General features: G+C 66.5%; 13 protein-coding genes. 4 read left to right on the forward strand and 9 right to left on the reverse strand.

The window, feature by feature from the left end:
* Positions 1-10: 10 nt before the first annotated feature.
* The 8 genes from ACFE7H_RS03315 to rfbA form a co-directional block, all read right to left on the reverse strand.
* Entirely contained in the window at positions 11-445 is a 435-nt protein-coding gene (locus ACFE7H_RS03315) for a GtrA family protein (RefSeq protein ID WP_375399789.1), read from the reverse strand.
* On the reverse strand, positions 442-2058 hold the full coding sequence (locus ACFE7H_RS03320) for an ArnT family glycosyltransferase (RefSeq protein WP_375399790.1): 1617 nt from the start codon (positions 2056-2058) through the stop codon (positions 442-444). The genes ACFE7H_RS03315 and ACFE7H_RS03320 overlap by 4 nt, the downstream gene beginning before the upstream one ends.
* Entirely contained in the window at positions 2055-3200 is a 1146-nt protein-coding gene (locus tag ACFE7H_RS03325; RefSeq protein WP_375399791.1) for an acyltransferase family protein, read from the reverse strand. The genes ACFE7H_RS03320 and ACFE7H_RS03325 overlap by 4 nt, the downstream gene beginning before the upstream one ends.
* A gap of 191 nt (positions 3201-3391) precedes the next feature.
* Complete coding sequence (locus ACFE7H_RS03330) at positions 3392-4807, reverse strand: sugar nucleotide-binding protein (RefSeq protein ID WP_375399792.1); 1416 nt, start codon at positions 4805-4807, stop codon at positions 3392-3394.
* Positions 4808-4881: 74 nt separating this feature from the next.
* Complete coding sequence (locus tag ACFE7H_RS03335) at positions 4882-5721, reverse strand: polyprenol monophosphomannose synthase (RefSeq protein WP_375399793.1); 840 nt, start codon at positions 5719-5721, stop codon at positions 4882-4884.
* Positions 5721-6278 (reverse strand): GtrA family protein, encoded by a 558-nt coding sequence (locus ACFE7H_RS03340; protein ID WP_375399794.1) that lies wholly within the window; start codon positions 6276-6278, stop codon positions 5721-5723. The genes ACFE7H_RS03335 and ACFE7H_RS03340 overlap by 1 nt, the downstream gene beginning before the upstream one ends.
* A 198-nt stretch (positions 6279-6476) precedes the next feature.
* Complete coding sequence (gene rfbB / locus ACFE7H_RS03345) at positions 6477-7472, reverse strand: dTDP-glucose 4,6-dehydratase (protein ID WP_375399795.1); 996 nt, start codon at positions 7470-7472, stop codon at positions 6477-6479.
* Positions 7469-8344 carry a glucose-1-phosphate thymidylyltransferase RfbA gene (gene rfbA / locus ACFE7H_RS03350; RefSeq protein WP_375399796.1) on the reverse strand — a complete coding sequence of 292 codons (876 nt, stop codon included), beginning with the start codon at positions 8342-8344 and terminating at the stop codon, positions 7469-7471. The genes rfbB and rfbA overlap by 4 nt, the downstream gene beginning before the upstream one ends.
* Positions 8345-8472: 128 nt before the next feature.
* Between rfbA and ACFE7H_RS03355 the strand changes: the two genes are divergently transcribed.
* On the forward strand, positions 8473-10176 hold the full coding sequence (locus ACFE7H_RS03355) for a hypothetical protein (protein ID WP_375399797.1): 1704 nt from the start codon (positions 8473-8475) through the stop codon (positions 10174-10176).
* A 30-nt stretch (positions 10177-10206) separates the two neighbouring features.
* On the opposite strand, the gene ACFE7H_RS03360 is transcribed toward ACFE7H_RS03355, so the two are convergent.
* On the reverse strand, positions 10207-11514 hold the full coding sequence (locus ACFE7H_RS03360; RefSeq protein ID WP_375399798.1) for a hypothetical protein: 1308 nt from the start codon (positions 11512-11514) through the stop codon (positions 10207-10209).
* A gap of 69 nt (positions 11515-11583) precedes the next feature.
* On the opposite strand from ACFE7H_RS03360, the gene ACFE7H_RS03365 reads away from it, so the two are divergent.
* The 3 genes from ACFE7H_RS03365 (at position 11584) to ACFE7H_RS03375 (ending at position 15805) form a co-directional block, all read left to right on the forward strand.
* Positions 11584-12126 carry a VanZ family protein gene (locus tag ACFE7H_RS03365; RefSeq protein WP_375399799.1) on the forward strand — a complete coding sequence of 181 codons (543 nt, stop codon included), beginning with the start codon at positions 11584-11586 and terminating at the stop codon, positions 12124-12126.
* Positions 12127-12149: 23 nt separating this feature from the next.
* Positions 12150-13697 carry a sugar transferase gene (locus tag ACFE7H_RS03370; protein ID WP_375399800.1) on the forward strand — a complete coding sequence of 516 codons (1548 nt, stop codon included), beginning with the start codon at positions 12150-12152 and terminating at the stop codon, positions 13695-13697.
* Positions 13698-13765: 68 nt separating this feature from the next.
* Positions 13766-15805, forward strand: a complete 2040-nt coding sequence (locus ACFE7H_RS03375; protein WP_375399801.1) for a hypothetical protein — start codon at positions 13766-13768, stop codon at positions 15803-15805.
* Positions 15806-15924: the final 119 nt, after the last annotated feature.

Here is a 15924-nt window from a genome sequence, read left to right on the forward strand (position 1 = left end):
CGCGCTGGGGTCACCCGGCTTTCGGCCGTCCGCGCTTGAAGAGGAACCGGCTGAACGCGTAGTTCAACGAGAACGAGAACGGCACGGACGCGAGTTTGCAGACGATCGGCGGGAGCCCGGTCGTCACGACCGCCCATTCGATGATGGTCGAGAAGACGATGATCGCCAGCGAATACCAGGCGACGAAGATCACGTAGGTCGACGGCTTTGTGCCGACGCCGAACGAGTATCGCGTGACCAGCAGATAGACCACCGTGATCGATGCGAACGAGCTGCAGAGGTTCGCGATCCCGGGAGCGACGCCCAGCGCGACGAGTACGCCGAACCCGCCTAGATCGATGAGCAGACCGGCGCCGGAGCCGAGGGCGAAGCCTACAAAGCGGCGGCTCGGTCGAAGGCTTCGCAGGCGGCGGCCCACCGGACGGCGTTCGGCGAACTCGTTCACGTCGTCCCCTTCCTCACGCATCGGTACAGCTGGGTGTCCGCCAGCGCGGCGAACTGCGTGCAGGTCAGGTGCGCGTCGGCGAGCGGCGTGAGTACCAGCCCCACCTCGTCCGGTCGAGTGCCGATCATCACGCACGTGGACGGATGCCGCTTCACGTACCGCACCATCGCGGTCTGGTACGCGGCCGGGTGATCGATCACGCGGTAGGCCCACGCGTCCTGCCCCTTGCCGGAGGCGGTCGAGACCAGTCCGTGCAGGTGCGACGAGATGCCGAGTTGCTCCGCATAGAGCGTTGCGGCGGGCTGCGCCCACCAGTCGATCCAGAACGCGGGACAGCTCGACGAGTACTGGGCGAGTGCGGTCCCGACCTGCTGGCGTTGAATCACGGCGTTCGGCTTGATCGTCCAGATCATGCCGGCCGTCACCACGATCGCCAGCCCGCCGATGACGAGTCGACGACCCTGTTGCGGGGTCGGTATGGCGGTGCTGAGCACACTCCAAATTGCTCGCACGGCGGCGCCGGTCGCGATGCCGATCAGCGGCACGAGGAACAGGATCTGCCGCTCGGCGGAGAACGGTGCGGCACCGAGCGCGAGCGCCGCGGCACCGCCGAGGATCGCCACCGCCGCGAATGCGAACGCCGGCAGCAGACGCCGGCGCCAGAACGCGGCGACCACGAGGCCGACCGCCGCGAACGTCGTGATCTGCACGAAGTAGGCGACGGTCGGCTGCGTCACGTTCTGCACGATCCCGGCATATCCCTGCAGGCCGTTGATCTGCGAGTACGTGGGATAGGCGAGCTGGAAGGACGATGCCGGCCGAGCCACCAGCAGATACCATGCCGCGAAGATCACCAGGTAGACGACGGCCGCGATGCCGAAGGCCGCGATGCGGAGCCGCGAGGGTCGTTCCGGCTGCAGGATCGACGCGGCGATCACGGTGACCGCCACCGCGACGGTGACGAGCACGATGGTGTTGCTGAACAGCAGCAGCACGATCGCGACGGCGAACAGCGTGACGGTGGAGCGGATCCGGACGCCGCTCTTCAGGGCGCCTGCCCCGAAGTAGGCGACGACCGCAGCGCTCGTGTATTCGAAGACGTACTGCTTGAAGTCGCCGGCCTCCTGCACGACGAAGACGCTGCCGATCGCCACGAGGGCCGCGACGAACGCGGCCGTTCCGCCATAGAGCAGCCGACCGGTTCGCCAGGTCGCGAAGCCGCCGATCGCGGCCACGATCAGACTCGGAATGCGAAGCACGTTCGTGCTGAACCCGACGACGTTCAGCATCAGCTTCTGGATCACGTAGACGCCGTACGGCGTGGACTGCTCGAAGATCGCCATCGGCTGCCACGGCGGCAGCCAGCCCTCGTGCCGGATGGCGAGCACCAGCATCGCCTCGTCATACCAGAAATCGCGATTGGTCTTCAGCGTGTAATACGCGGCGACCGCGAACGTGAGGGCGAGCAGTGCGCCCTGCCAGACGGCGGAGATCCTGTCCGGCCTGACTCGGCGCAGCACTGCAAACGCGGGTGCACGACGATTGGGGCGCGACACCGCGGCGGTCGACGCTCTCCCGGTGGCGGACATCACCTCCGGTGTCATGTCACTCATGCGCTCGGCACGGCCTGCTGCACGAACACCCACGACAGCACGACGACCGGGATGCTGAAGTAGGCGACGAGGAACGCTCGACTCGTGAGCTTCGCTCGCAGGCTCAGACCGGGCGGCTGGGGTTCGTGGTGGATGAGCGAGTGTCGGAACCTCGTGGCCGCGGTCTCGACCGTGTAATGCACGAGCAGGGCGACCGCGATCAGGATCAGGCCGAGGAACGACCCGAACACCGCCGGTGTCAGAAGCCACGACTTCGCCGGGAGGTAGGCGTGCAGTGCGTCGATGACCGGGAAGTGCAGGATGTAGACCGGATACGAGAGTTCCCCGATCGTCCGGTCGATCTTGTTCGACTTCGTGAGTGCGAAGAGCGCCGGCACTGCGATGGCGAGTATGAACGGGAACCAGAACGACATCGTCGTCTGGGTGAACGCGGCCCCGACCAGGAGCAGTGCGGCCGGCAGATACCGGAACTTCGCGAGTCCGCTCGACAGCTGATACGCCATCGCGCCGACCCCGAAGAACAGGAACGACGCGGGGTAGAAGTAGTAGTTGAAGTCGAACGCCGTCTTCACCCCGAGTCGCGGGATCGGCCCCGTCGGGATCTGGATGAAGTTCGTCGCGATCAGGTACGCGATTCCGGCGGCGATGAAGAAGTAGGTGCGCCTCGGGCTCTTCACGATGAACGGCGCGACCGCGTAGAAGCCGAGCTCAACGCTGAGCGACCAGGCGGGCGGGTTGATGGTCATCGAGACGGGGTACGCACACGCGTCGTGCGATGCCGGTACGCACAGCAGGTAGGACAGATCCTGCCCGACGAGCCCCAGGTTCGTCACGATGAAGAAGACCGGGCCCCACCGACTGAGCGTGCCGAAGAAGGTGGCGACCGCGCCGAAGGTGACGATCAGCCCGAAGATCGTGCCGATCAGGTACACGGGCAGCAGCCGTACGACGCGGTTCTTGTAGAACGTGCCGATACCGACGTCTCGGTATTTGTTGTTCAACACCATCGACATGTAGAAGCCCGAGACGATGAAGAAGACGTTGACCGAGAAGAACGCTGGAGCGGCCGGGATCCCGAAGATCGGCGACGCTGCGTGCGCCGTCACGACGGACAGTGCGAGGAAGAGCCGCAGGAGTCCCACTCGCGTCCTTCCGAAGGTGCGGGCGCGCGCCTGCCGCGTACGGGCCGACGGGCAGCTGTCGGCTCGGATCGTCCTGGGGTGACGATGGGCCGAAGCCCGCTCGACGAACGTATGCGGCGAAGGCGGTGTCTACTTTCCGACACGCAGTGCGCAGGCGAACGCGCGATCGGGCGACGACGTCCGCCTGCGAATCACGACGAGTCGCCTGCCGAAGATGTGCCCGCTACGTACGTGCGAAGGGCGGTGTCGGCGTCTCGCGGTGCGAAGCCGGTTGATACCAGCTTCGCCAGGTCGAGCGTCGAGTTGGGCGGGCGCGGGGAGACCTGCTTGCCCGCGAAGTAGTCCGCGGTGGAGATGCCGGTCACCCGGTCCGGATCGTTGCCGGTGAGCTCGTAGACACGCTTCGCGATATCCGCCCAGCTCTGCGGCTCGCCCGAGTTCGAGAGGTTGTAGGTACCGAACGGCGCTTGGACGCCGAGCAGGTGTGCGATTCCCGCTGCGATGTCGGTTGCGAACGAGAGCCGACCGATCTGGTCGTCGACCACGGAGGGGTTCACGCCGCGCTCGGCGAGCGAGGCCATGGTGCGCACGAAGTTGGTGCCGTCGCCGATCACCCAGCTGGTGCGCACGATGTAGTGGCGGGGCACCGTGGCAATGATGGCGTCGCCGGCGGCCTTGGTCTGGCCGTAGACGCCGAGCGGTGTGAAGGGCTCGTCTTCGGTGTGGATCTCGAGCGTGCCGTCGAAGACGTAGTCGCTGGAGACGTGCACGACCGTCAGCCCGTTCGCAGTGGCGACTCTGGCCAGATCCGCGACCGCGGTGACGTTGATCGCCCAGGCAGCCGCTCGGCCCTCCGGAGTCTCGGCTGCGTCGACCGCGGTAGAGGCGGCGGCATTAATCACGGTGCCGTAGTCGCGCCAGCGGCGGCTGGTCCAGGCCGCCGGGTCGGTGAGGTCGAACTCGGTGCGGCCCAGGAACTCGGCCTGTGGCAGTGCATCACGCAGCGCGCGGCCCAACTGACCGTTCGCGCCGAGCACCAGGGTCTTCGGCGGCGCCATCGGCGTGACGTCGCCAAGCCGCGGATGGGCGAGATCCTTCGCCGAGATCTCGACCGTATCGAGGGGGATCGGCCAGGCGATCGCCGCGGTCTCGTCCGCAAGGTTCAGGAACGTGTACGAGGCGCCGGCGGACCAGTGGTCGTTGACCAGGTACGTGTAGGCGGTGTCCGATTCGAGCGTCTGGTAGGAGTTGCCCACGCCGCGCGGCACGAAGATCGCCCGAGACGGGTCGATCTCGGCGGTGAAGACGGCACCGAAGGTGGGGCCTTCACGCAGGTCGACCCACGCGCCGAAGATCCGCCCGGTCGCGACCGACACCCACTTGTCCCACGGCTCAGCGTGGATGCCACGGGTTGTCCCGACGGCGTCGTTGAAGGAGACGTTGTTCTGTACCGGCCCGAAGTCGGGCAGGCCGAGCGCAAGCATCTTCTCGCGCTGCCAATTCTCCTTGAACCACCCGCGGTTATCGCCCGGTACCGGCAATTCGAAGACGATAAGACCGGGAATTGATGTCTCTAGGGCCTGAAGGCGCTTTCCATGAGGGACCATCGGCCACCGATCCTATGGGGAAGTCGGCGTCGACATCGAAGACCTGGGCGTTGAACGACTTCGGCGAGCACTCATCAGGAGAAGTCCGGTGAGGTTCGCGGGGCGACGTCGACTTGCGACTGCAGTGAGGCGACGGGCCTGCTGACCCGGCCGGCGAGCGCACGACCAGGGGCTCCGAGCGCCCGCGCAACGCCCCATATCGTCACCATCCACATCGCCTCGAGCACGATCGACCGGCTCATCTTCGAGACACCGAGGACACGTTCCTGGAAGGAGATCGGTACTTCCTCCACCCGGCCACCCGCGGCGAGGGTGCGTACCGTGAGATCGACCTGAAAGCAGTAGCCCTTGGAGGCGACCGAGTCCATATCGATTCGGCCCAGTAGCGCTCCGCGATACAGACGGAACCCGGCCGTCACATCGTGGACGCCGAGCCCGAGCATGAGTCGGGCGTAGGCATTTCCGCCGCGACTCAGTGCTTCCCGTGACTTCGGCCAGTTCAATACCCGTCCGCCCCGCACCCATCGAGACCCGATGACCAGGCCGATGTCGTCAGACGCAAGGATTGACCGCTGCATCACGGGAAGGGAGGACGCCGGGTGTGAGCCGTCGGCGTCGAACTCCCCGACGAGCGCGTAATCCCGCTCCAGCGCCCATCTGAATCCTGCGATGTAGGCGCCTCCCAGCCCATCCTTGCTCGCGCGGTGAAGCACCCGGACTCGCTCGTCCTGGTTCGCCAAGCGATCGGCTATCACACCGGTACCGTCCGGACTTGCGTCGTCGACGATCAGCACGTGCGCGTCGGGCAGGTTGCCGAGCACGGCTGCTACGGCGTTCTCGATGTTCTCGACCTCGTCATAGGTCGGGATGATGATGACGGTTGATGCGGGATTGGATCTGGTGGCGTCGTTCATCAGCCGACGACCTCTCCTGTGGCCGGCTCGAGCTGTTCGTCGACCAGACGGGCGACCAGCGTCGGAGCCAGTGACGAGACCGGCTTGCTGCGGTTTCGACTACCACCGTCTCGACCACGTCCCCATACCCAGAAGCGAAGTAATACGAATCGCACGATCGTCCCGAGCCCCAGCCCGATGACGTTCTTCGAGATGTTGTCAGCGAGAAGGGACGTGAATCCGAGTGTGTAGTGCGTGAACGCCAGGGTTGCGAGGGCGATGCCGAGCCCGAGCAGCGCGACGACCGCGTACTCCGCGAACTCCATCACGGCGTCCGTGCGTCTGCTGTCGCGGAAGGCCCAATACCGGCCGCCGAGCCAGTTGAAGACGATTGCCAGTCCGGCACTGATCACGCTTGCAGTAAGGGGTTTCGACGTCAGCGAGAAGCCGGGACCGAGTATCCCCAGTCGCAGCACGTTGAAGACGACGAGGTCGATGACCATACCGGTCAGCCCGACCAGCCCGAACGCTGCAGCCGAGCGGATCACCGACCGCCCACGGCCACGGATCGCGTTCACCCCACGCACCCCAGTGGACGCTGGTTCCCTGCCGCCGCCCACGCTGGGCACGTTAGCCAGAACACGTCGAACCGCCGCGGATGCGATGCCCGCGTGTCTGAGACCGACGAACCGTCCTCATCACCGAGGGCGGTCCGCGCACCGGTCTGGGCGGCTTGATTTCGAGTCCTATTGCCCCTGCGCCTATTGCTCCTGGGCCTATTGCCCCTGGGCCGTGTATCGCGCTTCGGTGGCCGCCTTCTGCGGCCGCCACCAGGCCTCGTTGTTCCGGTACCACTCGATGGTGGCGGCGAGGCCGCCGTCGAAGTCGCTGTAGCGGGGGAGCCAGCCGAGCTCGGTGCGCAGCTTGGTCGAGTCGATCGCGTAGCGAAGGTCGTGGCCGGGCCGGTCGACCACGTGGTCGTAGGCGTCCGAGGGCTGTCCGCACAGCGTGAGGATGCGCTCCACGACGCTCTTGTTGTCCTTTTCGCCGTCGGCGCCGATGAGATAGGTCTCGCCGATGACTCCGCTCTGCAGGATCGTGAGCACGGCCGACGAGTGATCGTCGGCGTGGATCCAGTCCCGCACGTTCAGCCCGGCGCCGTAGAGCTTGGGCCGCTCGCCGGTCAGCACGTTCGTGATCTGGCGCGGGATGAACTTCTCCACGTGCTGGTACGGGCCGTAGTTGTTGGAGCAGTTGGAGATGGTCGCCTGCAATCCGAACGAGCGCACCCAAGCGCGCACGAGCAGATCGCTGCCGGCTTTGGTGGAGGAGTAGGGCGACGACGGGTTGTAGGGGGTGGACTCGGTGAACCGGGCGGGGTCGTCCAGCTCCAGGTCGCCGTAGACCTCGTCGGTGGAGATGTGATGGAAGCGGGTGCCGTGCCGGCGGGCCGCCTCGATCAACGTGTACGTGCCGACGATGTTCGTGTCGAGGAACGGGCGCGGATCGTGCAGGGAGTTGTCGTTGTGCGACTCCGCGGCGTAATGCACGACCGCGTCATGCTCGGCGATCAGGTCGTCCACCAGCGCCGCATCCAAGATGTTCCCGACGACGAGCTCGACGCGATCGGCGGGCAGCCCGGCGAGCGAGGCGCGGTTGCCCGCGTAGGTGAGTGCGTCCAGCACCGTGACGGTGTGGTCGGTGTGCTCGATCACGTGGTGGACGAAGTTGGAGCCGATGAACCCGGCACCGCCGGTGACGAGCAGCCTCATGCGTGCAGTCCTCTCTCCAGCACCTCGAGCAGGTACTGGCCGTAGCCGGACTTCGTCAGCTTCTCGGCACGCTCCCGCAGCTCGTCGTCGGTCAGGAACCCCTGCCGCCAGGCGACCTCCTCGGGCGAGCCGATCTTCAGCCCCTGCCGGCGCTCGATCGTGCGCACGTACTCGCCTGCCTCGTGCAGGGAGTCGTGGGTTCCGGTGTCGAGCCACGCAGTGCCGCGCCGCATCACCTGCACCTGCAGTCGGCCGGCTTGCAGGTATGCCCTGTTCACGTCGGTGATCTCGTACTCCCCGCGGGCGGAGGGCGTGAGGTGTGCCGCGATCTCCTTGACGCCGTTGTCGTAGAAGTAGAGGCCGGGCACCGCGAAGTTGCTCTTCGGCCGCTGCGGCTTCTCCTCGAGCGAGATCGCCCTGCAGTCGTCGTCGAACTCGACCACGCCGTACGCCTGCGGCTCGGCGACCCAGTAGGCGAAGATCGCGCCGCCGTCGACGTCGTTGAAGCGCCGCAGCTGGGAGCCGAGTCCGTCGCCGTAGAAGATGTTGTCGCCCAGCACCAGCGCGACCGGCTCGTCACCGATGAAGTCCGCGCCGATGACGAACGCCTGCGCGAGACCGTTCGGCTCCTGCTGCACGGCGAAGGCGATCGAGATCCCGAACTGGCTGCCGTCACCGAGCAGGCGACGGAACTGGTCCACGTCATGGGGAGTCGTGATAACCAGCACCTCGCGGATGCCCGCCAGCATGAGCGTCGTGAGCGGGTAGTAGATCATCGGCTTGTCGTAAACCGGTACGAGTTGTTTGGAGATACCCATCGTGATGGGGTGCAGCCGGGTGCCGGAGCCGCCGGCGAGGATGATCCCGCGCATGACTCGATCATGCCGGAATCGTGAACGAGGCGGGAGTTCGCGAAGGAGTCGGGACTACCGGGATCGCCTTCGAGGCGGCACGCGATCGATGTCGTACCTCTCGGCGGGTCGCCTCGTATGCTCCGCCCATGACGCCACCCACCATCGAGTCAGAGGTAGAAGGTGGAGCACCAGAAGCGACCGTCGTGACCCCTGCTGCGCGATCGAGCCGGCGCCGGACGGCCATCGCATCGGCGGACGCGATGTGGCACAAGGCCGACTCGTATTTCGACACCACTCGAATCTGGTGGGCCGGATGGATACTGGTATCCATAAGTTTCATATTCGCCACGTGCGGGTACGCAGCACGATTCTCGTTCTCGAGCGATGATGTCGCCCTACAGAACATCCTGCAGGCGATTCAAAGTGGACAGCCGTTCCGACCGTCGACCGGGTCTGCGACGTGGGTGCTGAAGGTACCTGTCTACCTTGTCGTGGGAGCACTCGTCCCGAATGGCACGCTCGCCATCACGATTTGCATATTGCTTCTGAATGTACCGCTGGTCGCCGGTGTCCTCTTCGTCGCGCGCCGACTCGTCCTCGAGTACGCCGGCAACGATCGTCGTGCGATGGTCGGGGCGATGGTGGTGATGTGGTGCTTCTTCGCAGCCAGGCCGGCACAGAACAGCGTCTTGATGGGGACGAACGCGCGGAACGGGGAGATCGGCCTTGCATTGATAATCGGGTATCTGATCATCGGCGCGTTACGACAGCGTTCGACACGCTCTCGCCTTCAATCATCACTGCGACTCGTCGCGTGCACGGCGATGCTGGCGCTCCTAGTCCTCGACGACAACCTCTGGCTCGACGTTCTTGTGCCGACACTGCTCCTCCTCGTCCTGATCACCTGGCTCCGCTCGGGATGCACGGGTCGAGCGGCACTGACGGTTCTCTGCGTGGTCGTCGTCGGTTCAGCGGGCGGCGTCTGCCTGCTTTCGGCGGCTCAGTCGTTCGGACTCATGATTTCTCAGAACTTCAACTCGACACTCATCACTCCCGCGGGCATCATGCCTGGACTTGGTGGAGCATTCGGTGCGATCATCCGTAATTTCAATGGAGACGTCTGGGGCAGACCCGTCAGCGCGGCTCTCCTGCCACCTGCGGCGCAGTTCGTCTGCGCTGTCATCTGCCTGATGCTCGGTCTGCTCGCCGCAAGCAGAATCAGGACGGACAGCAGTGGGTTGCGTACGTTCCTCGTTCTCGGGATCGTCATCGACCTCGCCCTGGATATCGCGACTGGGAACGCAGCCGTCGACGAGAACTTCCGCTACGCGGTGATCGCAGCAGTCTTCCTGCTCCTGCTCGCCGTCATCGGCATCGGCGACTTCCTCGCGAGTGGGCCTCGACTAAGAATAACGCGTCTGGCGGTACTGGTTGGAGTTCTCTGCGCGATACTGCCACTTGTACTGAACATCCGACTGACCACGGATTCGATTGCTGGGAGATTGCCGGACCCGCAGGTGAGGACGCACGAGATAATCAGTATTGCTGAGAAACGTGGTCTTTCCGTCGGCCTCGGTCAGTACTGGGACGCGTCGGTCACCTCATATTTCTCCGGTCGGCGGGTCCGCGTCAGCCCCGTCCTTTGTTCTTCCGGTGGTATCGGGCATTTTCCGTTCCTGGTCAATACCCCGGAGGCATATTTGAGCGCGCCGCGGATGTTCGTGGTGACGAATGCGGCATTCGGATGCTCACCGGATATCGTGCTCAAGGCGTACGGGCGTCCTCTGCAGAAGGTGCAGATGACGAGTTCGAGTGACCAGGTCTGGATCTACGACCGGCCATTGTTTTAGGGATCGTGTCGACTTGGTTCTCTCAGCCGTTCACGTGCGGGAGTTCGTCACCCGGCGCGCTCTCGTGGAGGTCGCGGCCGCTTCGCCGATGATCCAGACCAGGGCCGGTATGAAGATCAGGTACCACAGCACGTAGTTCACGCCGATGGCCGTTGCCGAGTGCGACTTCGCCAGGACGAACCAGCTGAGCGGAGCGGATGCGGTGGCTACGAACACCACCGCGTTCCGCCGCCACCGTGGGTTTCCGCGGATCAGGTCCACCGCGATGATCGCGGCGGCCACGACCACCATCACCCAGAAGCTGCTGCGACCGAGCGCGAACGGCGGGTACGGGGCCGCCCCGATGTCGAAGGCGAAGACGCTCGTCGGCCAGCTCACGAGGTAGGTGGAGAGGACGGCCAACGGGCTGAGCGTCAGGGACCGGACGGTCGAGCCGTCTCCCGGAGCGGCGAGCGACGTGGACCCGTACGTCCGCTTGAGTGCGTCATGCGCGATCGTCTGCAGACCGGCCGCCGCCGATCCGTTTCCGACGACGAAGGCGTGGATCACGAGCACGACGAGGAACCCCGCGACGCAGGACGCGAAGACGATCGCCATCGTCCGGACGAGCTGCCGATCCACACGCCTCCCGTGCACGACGTGCGCCAGCAGCGGTATCGAGGTGGCGAGCAGCGTCGTGCTGGAGAGGAACTCGTAGCCCATCGACGCCTTCAATGCCGTCGTCAGCCCGATGATCACGAACCAGACCACCCGCCATCTGCGGGTTCGGGCGAGGGTCAGGGCACAGGCGGCTGCAGCGGGCAGCAGCCAGCTCCACGGAACCCAGTACAGGTTGTGCGCGGCGGAGACCGTCCACGGGGAGAACAGGCTGGAGAAGAGGACGACGGACGCGAGCGATCGGCTCACTGCGAGCCAGAGCAGCGCCGCGAACAGGACGAGCACGATCGAGAAGCCGGCGGATTCGACCGTGTTCAGGCAGGTCAGGCTGGAGCAGCCCGCGCGGTACAGGCCCTCGAAGAGGAAGCCCTGCACTCCGAGCGAGCTGGGGTACGGCGCATACGAGGTCGCCTTCGGCACGGCACCCGCCCGCAACCCGTCGAACGTGTCGTACGGCGACAGGACTTGCGGCTGGGCGTTCGTCAGACCGAATGGTGTCGAGGATCCCGTCGTCGCGTCCTGCTCGATCTTCGCGAGCACGAGCGCCTGGGACTCGCGGTCCCAATTTGAGAAGAAGTACGCGTCGGCGGGAGCGAGCAGGTTGTCCTGAAAGACCGGAACGAGGGCGAAGCCGAGCAGCAGCAACGACAGCACGGCGATGATTCGACGTCGCCGCTGCATTGCAGGAGTGTCGCAGCGTGTCCGACCCCGCCCGGACCGGACACGCGAGGTCCCCCTACGATGACGCCCATGAGCCGCGCAACGCACGCCGGCGCGTTCCGCGTGCGGTTCGTGTCCATCCTGACCACCGTGTACATCGTCTTCGTACTCGCCGTGACGCTGAACCCGAAGACCGTCGACAACGGCCTCGGCGTCTACATCGACAAGGCGCTGAATCAGTTGCACGTGCACGGCGTCCCGGCGTTCGTGGACTACAACTTCCTCGAGTTCACCTCCAACATCGCCTTCTTCGTGCCGGTTGGCTTCCTGCTGGGCCTGCTCGTCCCGTTCCGCGCGTGGTGGCTGCCGCCGTTCCTCGGCGCTGGATTGTCCGCCGCCGTGGAGACGTGCCAGAAGCTGTTCCTGCCCGGCCGGGTGGCGAGTCTGCAGGACGTTCTGGCCAACACCGCAGGTGCCGTGATCGGCACGATCGTCGCCGTGATCGTGCGCGTCGTCATCCTGCACCGGGACACCCTGGTGATCCGCGATGTGCTCGAAGGTCGGCGTGCCGAGGACGGATTGCCCACCCGGCGCGTGACGCTGGACCCCCGAACAGGTCGTTCCGCCGGATAGGTACGAAGTGGGAGAGTGCTCGCTTGGCTGTAACCACCGACCGCTCCGCACCCCGCCGGACGAGGACCTCCTACCGGTCCACGCCCTTTCGGCGGGCGACCTCCGCGCCGCCGATCGGTACTGCGATCCGGCGCACCAAGCCGACGTGGGAGAAGCCCTACCTGCGGCGGATCGTCGTCACCGACCTGCTGATCATCGCGGTGGCCGTCCTGGGGTCGCAGATCCTGTGGCTCGGCATCGACGGCACGCAGAAGGTGGCGATCGGAGCCGACCGCACCAACCTCGTGCCGTACCTGACCGCATCGGTGCTGCTCTCGGCCCTGTGGCTGGCGGCGTTGAAGGTGTACGGGACGCGAGACCCGCGCGTGGTCGGATCGGGCTTCTCGGAGTACGCCCGCGTAGCGAGCTCCAGTTTCAAGGTCTTCGGCTTCGTCGGCATAGCCGCCCTGCTGCTGCAGCTGAACATCGCTCGCGGCTACGTCATCACCGCGTTCCCCGTCGGCGTCGTCCTGCTCGTGTCGTCGCGATGGGTCTGGCGGCAGTGGCTCCGCTCGCAACGCGGCAAGGGCCGCTACCTGATCCGCGTGCTGCTGGTCGGCTCCAGCGGCTCGATCAACCACGTCTACTCGGAGTTCAAGCGGCGCAAGTACCTGGGGTTCGAGATCGTCGGCGCCTGCCTGCCGGCGCACCTGGACGGGCTCGCCACTCCAGACATCCCGGTCGACTGTCTGGGTGAGTTCTCGGACGTGGCGACGGTCGCCCGGCGCGAACGCGTGCACGCGGTCGCCCTCGCCGGATCCGAGGACCTGCCGCCAGACGACGTACGCCGCATCGGGTGGGATCTGGAGTCCACGGGCGTCGACCTGATGGTCACCCCGACGATCACCGAGGTCGCCGGCACCCGTATCCACACGCGCCCCGTCGGCGGCATGCCGCTGATGTACGTGGAATCGCCGTCCTACGAGGCGGGCGCAAAGGTCGCCAAGAGCATCATCGACTTCGGGGCCGCCTCGATCGCGCTGGTGCTCGCGAGCCCGATCATGCTCGCCGCCGCCATCGCGGTGAAGGCCTCCTCGCCCGGCCCGGTGCTGTTCCGTCAGCAGCGCATCGGGCTGAACGGCAAGGCGTTCAACGTGTACAAGTTCCGCTCCATGCGGCAGGGCGCCGACGCCGAGCTCGCCGAGTTGCTGCAGTCCCAGGGCACGCACCACACGCCGCTGTTCAAGGTGCACAACGACCCCCGCATCACCCGGGTGGGGGAGTTCATCCGCAAGTTCTCGATCGACGAGCTGCCGCAGTTCCTGAACGTGATCCGCGGCGAGATGAGCCTCGTGGGTCCGCGACCGCAGCGGGCCGAGGAAGTGGCGCTGTACGACTCGGCCGCCGGGCGGCGCCTGCTCGTGAAGCCGGGCATCACCGGCCTCTGGCAGGTGAGCGGCCGGTCCGATCTCTCGTGGGAGGACACGGTGCGCCTGGACCTCTACTACGTGGAGAACTGGTCGCTGACCGATGACTTCGTGATCATGCTCTACACGGTCAAGACCGTGCTGCAGTCTAAGGGCGCTCGCTGAGCGGGCGTACCCGCCCTCCCCGAGGCCGCGCGCTCGCACTCCTCGCTATCGGTCTCGTCGCCGGAGTCGTGCTCACCGTCGGCGCCATCACGGTCGAGCGCGTCGCCCGTCATCACGTCGTGGCTGCACCGACCGTGTCGGCCGGACCCCCCGCGGCACCGGTGAAGCCGCTCCCACTCAGCCCCGAGGCGGCCGACTCGGATGCGTTCGACGACTGGAGCAGCGGCGGCTCGGATCCGGCAGCGCGGTTCCTCGCGTCCGACACCGCTCACGACGGAAGCTCCTCGCTGCTGCTGACGCGCCCCGCCACCGACGCCGCGGGCCTGACCGCCTCCCTCGTCCAACCCGTCTCCGTCTCGACCGACGCGCCGATGCACCTGCGGTTCTGGGCCAAGGCGCAGTCGGCGGAGGCCGGTTCCCTGACCGCCCAGATCAGTTCGACGACCACGGTCTCCCTGCCCTTGCCCGCCGGCACGTACGACTGGACGCAGTTCACGCTCGCCTACACCGTGCCGAAGGGCGTCAAGCGGGTGGAGATCCGCTTCGTCTCCGGAGCGCCGACCACATCCACCTGGATCGACGACGCGACCGTGCAGGGGTATGGATCCACCGGCGTGGTGCTGCGCAACCCCGGCTTCGAGCACAGCTCGGCCGATCTCTCGATCACCGATCCGTCGCTCGTCCTCACGACCGGCGACGCCGTCCTGCACCTGCGCAGCCGGCGCAGCCCGTCAGGACGCTTCACCTGGTCGCTCACCTCGATGAGCGGCGCGAAGGCCGCCGAGGGCACAGGCGACATCGAGGACGGTGCCGCGACGGTCCGACTGAAGGCGCCGCAGGGGTACTACACATTCTCGATCACCGCGACGCTCGCCCAGGTCACTGCACAGCGGTCGACGAATCTCGTGATCTTCGACGCCCCGCCGGCCATCGCGCCGGGGGACTCGTTCACGGGTGTCGGCGTGCATCTCGGGGGCGAGAGCGATCAGGTCCTCGCCCAGAAGCTCGCCGACCTCGTGGCGATCGGCGTGCGATACGTGCGCACCGATGCGACCTGGGGGCAGATCGAGGCGGCGCCCGGCGTCTTCACGTTGCCGGTCGACCTCGACCGCGAGGTCGCCGCCATGCAGAAAGTCGGGATCCGGCCGCTGCTCATCCCCGACTACAGCAACCCCCTGTACGACGGCGGGGTGACGCCCAGTTCCCCGGCCGGCATCGCCGCATATGCGCGATTCGCCGCGGCGGTGGCGGCGCACTATCCGCAGGCGGACATCGACGTGTACAACGAGTTCGACTTCCGCTTCAACAAGGGCCGGTGCGGCACCACCCCGCAGTGCTATCTGCAGCTGTTGCGGCCCGCCGCGGCGGCGATTCGGGCAGCGTCCCCGCAGGCCGCGATCGGCGCTCCTTCGACCGCCGGCATCGGGGTGAACGCCGACTGGCTGGACGGCTTCGTGGGGGGCGGCGGGCTCGCGGACCTCTCCGCGATCAGCCTGCATCCCTACGTGCAGCCCGCGGCGCCGGAGTCGCTCGGCGCCGACCTCGCGGCGCTGAACCAGAAGGTGGCGGCGGCGCACGGGGGCGTCCCGATCCCGATCTGGTTCAGCGAGTTCGGCTACTCCACCGTGCCGGGCTGGGTGAACGAGCGCCATCAGGCGGCCTACCTGGTGCGATCGGAGTTGGTCGGGCTCGAGCACGGGATGACCCGGTTCTACTGGTACGACGCCGTGGACGACTCGCCCATCCAGCTCGACCTGGAATCGAACTTCGGCCTGTTCCGCCGGCCGACGTCATTCGCGCCCGCCGCCGCCGTACCGAAGCCCGCGGCCGCCGCGATGGGAATCGCGGCACGGCGACTGACGATGTCCTCACCGCCTGCGGTCACCAAGATCGGCACCGACGGCATCCAGACCGTGCAACTCGGAAAAGGCAGCACCGCGGTGACGGTCGTGTTCTCGACGGGCGCCGCGCATCGCGTCACGATCTCCGGCGGCGGAGCGGTCACCTCGATGACGGGCGAACGGATCGACCTGCGGTCGGACGGCACCGTGCGCGTGGGCGACGATCCGATCTACATCGGCGGCACCCCGCGCATCGTTCTTGCGTAGTGGCCCATCGGCGGAGCGGTACTCCCGACTTGTTCACGGGCGACCGGACCGAGCGTGACACGCCCCGCGCTTGTTCGTGCGGGTTCGCGACTCCGCCGACCCAGGCTTTACTGTGGCCG

It is taken from the genome of uncultured Amnibacterium sp. (assembly GCF_964250715.1).
GTDB lineage: Bacteria > Actinomycetota > Actinomycetes > Actinomycetales > Microbacteriaceae > Amnibacterium.

Coding starts and splice junctions, on each gene's coding strand:
- ACFE7H_RS03355 (WP_375399797.1), top strand. CDS start 8,473: ATGACGCCACCCACCATCGAGTCAGAGGTAGAAGGTGGAGCACCAGAA.
- ACFE7H_RS03365 (WP_375399799.1), top strand. CDS start 11,584: ATGAGCCGCGCAACGCACGCCGGCGCGTTCCGCGTGCGGTTCGTGTCC.
- ACFE7H_RS03360 (WP_375399798.1), bottom strand. CDS start 11,514: ATGCAGCGGCGACGTCGAATCATCGCCGTGCTGTCGTTGCTGCTGCTC.
- rfbA (WP_375399796.1), bottom strand. CDS start 8,344: ATGCGCGGGATCATCCTCGCCGGCGGCTCCGGCACCCGGCTGCACCCC.
- rfbB (WP_375399795.1), bottom strand. CDS start 7,472: ATGAGGCTGCTCGTCACCGGCGGTGCCGGGTTCATCGGCTCCAACTTC.
- ACFE7H_RS03330 (WP_375399792.1), bottom strand. CDS start 4,807: ATGGTCCCTCATGGAAAGCGCCTTCAGGCCCTAGAGACATCAATTCCC.
- ACFE7H_RS03320 (WP_375399790.1), bottom strand. CDS start 2,058: ATGAGTGACATGACACCGGAGGTGATGTCCGCCACCGGGAGAGCGTCG.
- ACFE7H_RS03335 (WP_375399793.1), bottom strand. CDS start 5,721: ATGAACGACGCCACCAGATCCAATCCCGCATCAACCGTCATCATCATC.